General features: G+C 66.0%; 7 protein-coding genes (1 of these 7 cut by a window edge). 2 read left to right on the top strand and 5 right to left on the bottom strand.

Going from position 1 to position 6,839, the window contains the following annotated elements:
* The 5 genes from DACI_RS12555 to cysS all read right to left on the bottom strand — a co-directional run.
* Positions 1 to 701: the 5' portion of an aspartate kinase gene (locus DACI_RS12555; RefSeq protein WP_012204430.1), read on the bottom strand. The gene continues 565 nt to the left of window position 1, outside the view; the window shows 701 of its 1,266 coding nt (coding positions 1-701); the start codon lies at positions 699 to 701; its stop codon lies beyond the left edge, outside the window.
* 178 nt (positions 702 to 879) lie between these two features.
* On the bottom strand, positions 880 to 1,839 hold the full coding sequence (gene tilS, locus DACI_RS12550; RefSeq protein WP_012204429.1) for a tRNA lysidine(34) synthetase TilS: 960 nt from the start codon (positions 1,837 to 1,839) through the stop codon (positions 880 to 882).
* Positions 1,840 to 2,025: 186 nt separating this feature from the next.
* On the bottom strand, positions 2,026 to 3,003 hold the full coding sequence (locus tag DACI_RS12545) for an acetyl-CoA carboxylase carboxyltransferase subunit alpha (protein ID WP_012204428.1): 978 nt from the start codon (positions 3,001 to 3,003) through the stop codon (positions 2,026 to 2,028).
* Positions 3,004 to 3,086: 83 nt separating this feature from the next.
* Positions 3,087 to 3,896 (bottom strand): DNA-3-methyladenine glycosylase family protein, encoded by an 810-nt coding sequence (locus DACI_RS12540; RefSeq protein WP_012204427.1) that lies wholly within the window; start codon positions 3,894 to 3,896, stop codon positions 3,087 to 3,089.
* Positions 3,897 to 3,945: 49 nt separating this feature from the next.
* Positions 3,946 to 5,331 (bottom strand): cysteine--tRNA ligase, encoded by a 1,386-nt coding sequence (gene cysS / locus DACI_RS12535; RefSeq protein WP_012204426.1) that lies wholly within the window; start codon positions 5,329 to 5,331, stop codon positions 3,946 to 3,948.
* Positions 5,332 to 5,535: 204 nt separating this feature from the next.
* Here cysS and DACI_RS12530 point away from each other — a divergent pair, with 204 nt between their 5' ends.
* Together DACI_RS12530 and DACI_RS12525 are read left to right on the top strand one after the other, a co-directional pair.
* Positions 5,536 to 6,069 carry a tetratricopeptide repeat protein gene (locus tag DACI_RS12530; protein WP_013803374.1) on the top strand — a complete coding sequence of 178 codons (534 nt, stop codon included), beginning with the start codon at positions 5,536 to 5,538 and terminating at the stop codon, positions 6,067 to 6,069.
* 143 nt (positions 6,070 to 6,212) lie between these two features.
* Positions 6,213 to 6,800, top strand: a complete 588-nt coding sequence (locus tag DACI_RS12525; RefSeq protein ID WP_013803375.1) for a peptidylprolyl isomerase — start codon at positions 6,213 to 6,215, stop codon at positions 6,798 to 6,800.
* Positions 6,801 to 6,839 lie beyond the last annotated feature (39 nt).

The raw sequence follows: 6,839 nt of genomic DNA, 5'->3' as shown, positions 1-6,839 counted from the left end.
GAGAGCACGCGCATGGGCACCTTGTACTTGCCGGCAAATTCCACCGAGCGGATCTGCAGCACCTTGGAGCCGAGGCTGGCCATTTCCAGCATTTCCTCGAAGCTCACGGTGTTCAGGCGCTTGGCAGCCTGCACCACGCGCGGGTCGGTGGTGTAGACGCCGTCCACGTCGGTATAGATAAGGCACTCGGCCGCCTTCAGCGCCGCAGCCACGGCCACGGCCGAGGTGTCGGAGCCGCCACGACCCAGCGTGGTGACATGCCCGTTGGGATCGATACCCTGGAAGCCCGTGATGATGACCACGCGGCCAGCGTCGAGTTCGGCGCGAACGCGCTTGTCGTCGATGGACTCGATGCGTGCCTTGGTGAAGCTGCTGTCGGTGCGCACGGGAACTTGCCAGCCCGAGAAGCTGATGGCTTCCACGCCTTCGGCCTGCAGCGCAATGGCCAGCAGTGCCGACGACGCCTGCTCGCCCGTGGAGGCCAGCATGTCGAGTTCACGGTAGTACGCCGTTTTGGCCGAGCCGGGAGCCAGCTCGCTGGCCAGACCCAGCAGACGGTTGGTTTCGCCACTCATGGCGCTGGGGACGACCACCATCTGGTGACCGGCACGAGCCCACTTGGCCACGCGCTTGGCAACGTTGCGGATGCGCTCTGTCGAGCCCATCGAGGTGCCGCCGTATTTATGAACGATCAGTGCCATTGGATATCAGGGTGACGAAACTGCTTGCCACGGCGCTGTACGACAGAGGGATGCCTGTGCAAGCCAGGATGTTCGAGAGGACTGCGCATGAAGCGAAATGTCCGCCCAGACCCGTCTTGCGCAAGCCGTTTGGTTTTGGCGCGCCGCCGGTTTTCGTACAAAGTTGGACCAAAACTCGTCAATTGTACCAATCGAGCACCGACCCCAGGCGCCGCACAAAACCCCGCCCCATCTTGAGATGGATGCGGTGGCCTCGCGTACGGCAAACGCCGATCTGCGCGAGCAGCTGATCGAGCTGCGCGGCACTGGGCGTGATGGCATGCACGCTGCGCAGCCAGTGGCGCAGCACATTGGCCTGGCGCGCGGGGCTCAGCGCCTGCAAGGCGGTGATGCCGGGGGGGGTGCCGATGGCCGCCAGATCGGCCTGAGCCATCTCCTGCAGAAGCTCGGCCGCCTCGGCGCAATGCCGGCTGCTGCGCGCGAACGTGGCGCGAAACTGGGGAAAGGCCTGCTGCAGCGCGGGCAGCAACTGGGCGCGGATGCGATTGCGCGTATAGCGCGCGTCGGCATTGGTCGGGTCTTCCACCCACGCCTGGCCACGCGCCGCAAGCCAGTCACGCAGGGCCTGTCCGGGCAGATCAAGCAGCGGACGATGCCATTCGAGATCCGCCCTGCTCCACTGCGCCGGCATGGCGGCCAACCCGGCCACACCGGCGCCTCGAGACAGGGCCAGCAGCAGCGTCTCGACCTGGTCGTCCGCATGTTGCGCCAGCGCCATGCTGCGAACGGGCGGCAACGGATCTCCGCTGGCGCCCTGCACAGGCCAGGGTTCGCGGGCGGCCTCTATCAGCGTTGCGTAGCGCAGCTGGCGTGCGGCGTCCTCAGGACTTTGGCCCGGCGCGTGGCGCGCGTCCACGCGGCGAATCTTCAAAGGAACGGCATGCTGCGCGCAGACTTTCTCGCACTGGCCGACAAAGGCATCGGCCGCCGACTGCAGACCGTGGTGCACATGGATGGCCACGACCTGGCCCGGCCAGCGCTCGGCGCAGGCCAGCAGCAGTGCCGTGGAGTCCGCACCGCCGCTGAAGGCCACGGCCAGCGGCAGTTGCGGCGCAAAGCGATGGATGGCCGCGTCCAAAGCGGCACCCGGTGCAGCACCTGGTGCGGCATTTGGAGCGGCTGCCGGAACATTGCGCGGCGGGTCGGGGATCGGAATTTCCACAGGCTTGGATCAGAGGTATCAGGACGCGGGCCAGGGATTGGCGCAAAAAGCAAACGGCTCCCAGGGGGAGCCGTTCAGTGTGCCAGAGCGTGGCGCAGGCCTTCAGCGGTTGTCGGCCTTGGTGTCGGCGAAGCGGCCGTAGCTTTGCAGGCGCTCGTAACGGCGGTCCTGCAGTTCCTTGGGCTTGAGGTCCGCCAGCTGGCGATAGGCATCGCCCAGCGCGCGCTTGAGGAAGGCGGCCATTTGCTTGGGGTCGCGGTGGGCGCCGCCCACGGGCTCGTTGACGATCTTGTCCACCAGGCCCAGGGCCTTGAGGCGGTGGGCCGTGATGCCCATGGCATCGGCCGCGTCCTGGGCCTTTTCGCCGGTCTTCCAGAGGATGGAGGCGCAGCCTTCCGGGCTGATCACGGAGTAGACGGCGTATTGCAGCATCAACACCTGGTCGGCGACGGCAATGGCCAGGGCGCCGCCCGATCCACCTTCACCGATGACGGTGGTGATGATGGGGGTCTGCAGCTGGGCCATTTCGTAGATGTTGCGGCCGATGGCTTCGGACTGGCCGCGCTCTTCGGCTTCGATGCCGGGGAAGGCGCCAGGCGTGTCCACGAAGGTGAAGACCGGCAGGCCGAACTTTTCGGCCGTCTTCATGAGGCGCAGGGCCTTGCGGTAGCCCTCGGGGCGCGTCATGCCGAAGTTGCGCAGCGTGCGCTCCTTGGTGTCGCGGCCCTTCTGGTGGCCGATGACCATGCAGGAAATGCCATTGAAGCGCGCCAGCCCGCCCACAATGGACTGGTCGTCGGCAAAGTGCCGGTCGCCGTGCATCTCGATGAAGTCGGTGAAGCAGTCGCGCACATAGTCCAGCGTGTAGGGACGCTCGGTATGGCGCGCGATCTTGGTGATCTGCCAGGGCGAGAGGTCGCTGTAGATGTCCTTGGTCAGCTGCAGGCTTTTTTTGCTGAGCTGCTCGATCTCTTCCGAGATATCGACTGCGCTTTCGGTCTGCACGTAGCGCAGTTCCTCGATTTTGGATTCGAGCTCGGCGATGGGCTGCTCAAAATCCAGAAAGTTCTTTTTCGCCAACTTGTTTCTCCTTGTCCCAGCCAGGCACGGTGCATGCGTTCCGGCCGGAAAACGGGGGTTGATCGGGTGTGATCGGTTTGTCTTCAGGCTGCAGGCTGCGGTTCGAGCGAGCGCCAAATATACCAAGTCGCCACGGTGCACCACGGCTTCCAGGCCTCGGCAACCTCACGCGCCTCGCTGCGGCTGACGGGGTCGCCTGAAAAATAGTTCTGGCTGATGCCCGAGATCAGGCCTGCATCGTCCAGCGGCAGCACATTGGGCCGCTGCAGGTAGAAGATGAGGAACATCTCGGCGGTCCAGCGGCCCACGCCGCGGATGGACATGAGCTCGGCCACGATGGCTTCGTCACTCATGCCCTGCCAGTCGTCCTGGTGCAGGCGGTGCTCGGTGAAGTGCATGGCCAGGTCCACCAGGTAGTCCACCTTGCGGGCAGACAGGCCCACGGCGCGCATGTCGTCCACCTTGAGCTTGAGCACCAGGTCAGGCGCCATGCGGGCGGGCAGGCGCGCGAACTTGTTCCACAGCGTCTGGGCAGCCTTCATCGAGATCTGCTGGCCCACGATGGAGCGCGCCAGCGTTGCGAAGGCATCGCCGCCGGGCTGCAAGGCCAGGTGGGCAAAGCGCGGGATCAGGCGCTTCATCACGCGATCGCGCCGCACCAGCTGGCGGCAGGCCTCGGCCCAGTAGGCCGGGGCGCCCTCGGGCGGTGCGGGCAGGGATATCTTGGCCTTGGGAGCGGAGGCAGCGGCAGCGGCGGCCGCAGGCGCCGATCCTGCGCGCGCGCCCAGCGTCACGATCGGCAGCGGGGCCGGTTGCTGTTCGGGCACGGGCAGATCGGCCACCAGCGGCAACTGCTCGAAATCCATGGTGTCCAGGGGTTTGGCGGAGGCCATCAAAGCACCTCCCCGCACCTGGCGCGGCACATCTGGCAAGGCATACGGATCAGCCCTTTGCGGCTGCCTCCCAGGTTGTGCCTGCGGGGGAGTCCTTGAGCACGATGCCCTGTTCCAGCAGCGCCTTGCGGATGCGGTCGGCCTCGGCCCAGTCCTTGGCCGCCTTGGCGGCTGCGCGTGCGGCAATCTGCGCCTCGATGGCACCGGCATCCATCTCCGAAGTGCCCGCCTGCAGGAAGGCCTGCGGGTCGCCCTGCAGCAGCCCCAGGCAGCCGGCCAGGGCCTTGAGCAGGCCCGCCGTCTCGGCACTCTTGCTGCGGTTGACTTCGGCAGCCAGCTCGAACAGCACGGCCACGGCCTCGGGCGTGCCGAAGTCCTCGTCCATGGCCGCCTTGAAGCGCGCGGCAGCGGGATGATTCCAGTCGACGGCAACCTCGGCAGGTGCGACCAGGCTCAGCGCCGTGTACAGGCGCTTAAGCGCGCCGCGTGCGTCGTTCAGGTGCACGTCGCTGTAGTTCAGCGGGCTGCGGTAGTGGCTGCGCACGACGAAGAAGCGCACGGTCTCGGCGTCGTATTCCTTGAGCACGTCGCGGATGGTGAAGAAGTTGCCCAGCGACTTGGACATCTTCTCGTTGTCCACGTTGATGAAGCCGTTGTGCATCCAGACCTGCGAGAACGGCTTGCCGGTCGCGCCTTCGCTCTGGGCGATCTCGTTTTCGTGGTGCGGGAACTGCAGGTCGGCGCCGCCGCCGTGGATGTCGAAGCTCTCACCCAGCATCTCGCAGCCCATGGCCGAGCACTCGATGTGCCAGCCGGGACGACCCACACCCCAGGGGCTGGCCCACTTAACCTCTTCCGGCTCGGCGGGCTTGGCGCTTTTCCACAGCACGAAGTCCAGCGGATCCTGCTTGCCGTCCTGCACGGCCACGCGTTCGCCGGCCTGCAATTCGTCCAGCGACTTGCCCGACAGCTTGCCGTAGCCGGGGAACTTGCGCACGGCGAAGTTCACGTCGCCATCCGTGCCCTGATAGGCCAGACCCTTGTCCTGCAGGCGGCCGATCATGGACAGCATCTGCGGCACGTATTCGGTGGCGCGCGGCTCATGCGTGGGGCGCTCGATGCCCAGGGCGTCGGCGTCCTGGTGCAGGGCGTCGATCATGCGGTCGGTCAGCGAGCGGATGGTCTCGCCGTTCTCGACGGCGCGACGGATGATCTTGTCATCGATGTCGGTGATGTTGCGCACATAGGTCACGCGATGGCCGCTGGCACGCAGCCAGCGCTGCACCACATCGAAAGCGACCATGGAGCGCGCGTGTCCCAGGTGACACAGGTCGTACACGGTCATGCCGCACACATACATGCGCACATGGCCCGGTTCGATTGGCGAAAACGCTTCCAATGCACGCGACAGCGTGTTGTAGATACGCAAACTCATGGATGTTTATCAGGGGAGAAAGGGTCGCTGCAGGGGGCGCGTCCCACGCGCCGCCGGACCCTTGGCGCCGATGCAGGCATGCTCAGCAGGGAGCAGGAGCGGCAGGCGCAGAGCCCGTGTGACCCAGCACACCCCTCAGCTACAATTGACCGCAGTATAAGCCCGCGCCGCGGGGCATTCCCCCGAGGCCCCGAAAGCACCTACATGCCTCTACGCAACTCGTTTCGCTCCGCCCTGCGCCTCGCGGCACTGGCGGCCCTGCTCGCAACAGGCCACGCCCACGCCGACGACTATACGGAAGTGAATCAGTTGCTGCGCAACGGCAAGAGCACCCAGGCGCTGGCACGCGCCGATGCCTATCTGGCCAAGAACGCACGCGACCCGCAGATGCGCTTTCTCAAGGCGGTTGCACTGACCGACAGCGGCAAGACAGACGAGGCCATCGCCGCGCTGAATCAGCTCATCGAGGACTACCCCGAGCTGCCCGAGCCCTACAACAATCTGGCGGTCATCTATGCCGGCCAGAACCAGCTCGACAAGGCGCGCTCCGCGCTCGAATCCGCCGTGCGCAACAACCCCAACTACGGCGTCGCCTACGAGAACCTGGGCGACATCCATGCCCGCCTGGCCTACGAGGCCTACTCCAAGGCGCAAGGCCTGGATGGCCGCGCGGCCAGCGTGCGCCCCAAACTCAAGCTGCTGCGCGACCTGCTGGCGCCCGTCACCGCCGCCAAGTAGGCCCCGGCCCACGCGCGCAGCCCTTGCGTCAGCGCGCGTGCGGCGGTCGATCGGGTCTTGCCATGCCTGGCGCGCACCCGCAGGAACCTGCCCGGTTTTCCCCACTCCATCCCCCAGCCCTTTGGCTTTCACAGGAGATTCGCATGACCACACGCCGCATTGCGTCGCTTTCCCTGGCCGGCATGGCCCTGGCCGCTTCCCTTTTCACCGCCCTGCCCGCCATGGCGCAGAACGCCACGCCCAAGGTGCAGATCAAGACCAGCATGGGCGACATCGTGCTGGAGCTGAACGAAGCCAAGGCTCCCAAGACCGTGGCCAACTTCATGCAGTACGTGCGAGACAAGCACTATGACGGCACGGTGTTCCACCGCGTGATGGACGGCTTCATGATCCAGGGCGGCGGCATGGATGCCAGCCTCAAGGAAAAGCCCACGCGCGCGCCGATTCCGCTGGAGGCGGACAACGGCCTCAAGAATGACCGGGGCACCATCGCCATGGCGCGCACGGGCAACCCCAACTCGGCCACCTCGCAGTTCTTCATCAACGTGGTGAACAACGACATGCTCAACGCGCCCAAGCCTGACGGACACGGCTACGCCGTCTTCGGCCGCGTGGTCCAGGGCATGGATGTGGTGGACAAAATCCGCACGGTGGCCACGGGCAACCAGGGCATGCACCAGAATGTACCCACCAAGCCGGTGACCATCCTCTCGGCCACCGAAGTCAAGTAAACCGCGCGCCGCGCCTTGCGTGGCACGCCCTTCCCCTCC

It is taken from the genome of Delftia acidovorans SPH-1 (genome assembly GCF_000018665.1).
GTDB lineage: Bacteria > Pseudomonadota > Gammaproteobacteria > Burkholderiales > Burkholderiaceae_C > Comamonas > Comamonas acidovorans.
The sequence above is the reverse complement of the archived record's forward strand: the minus strand, read 5'-3'. Positions and strand labels throughout refer to the sequence as shown.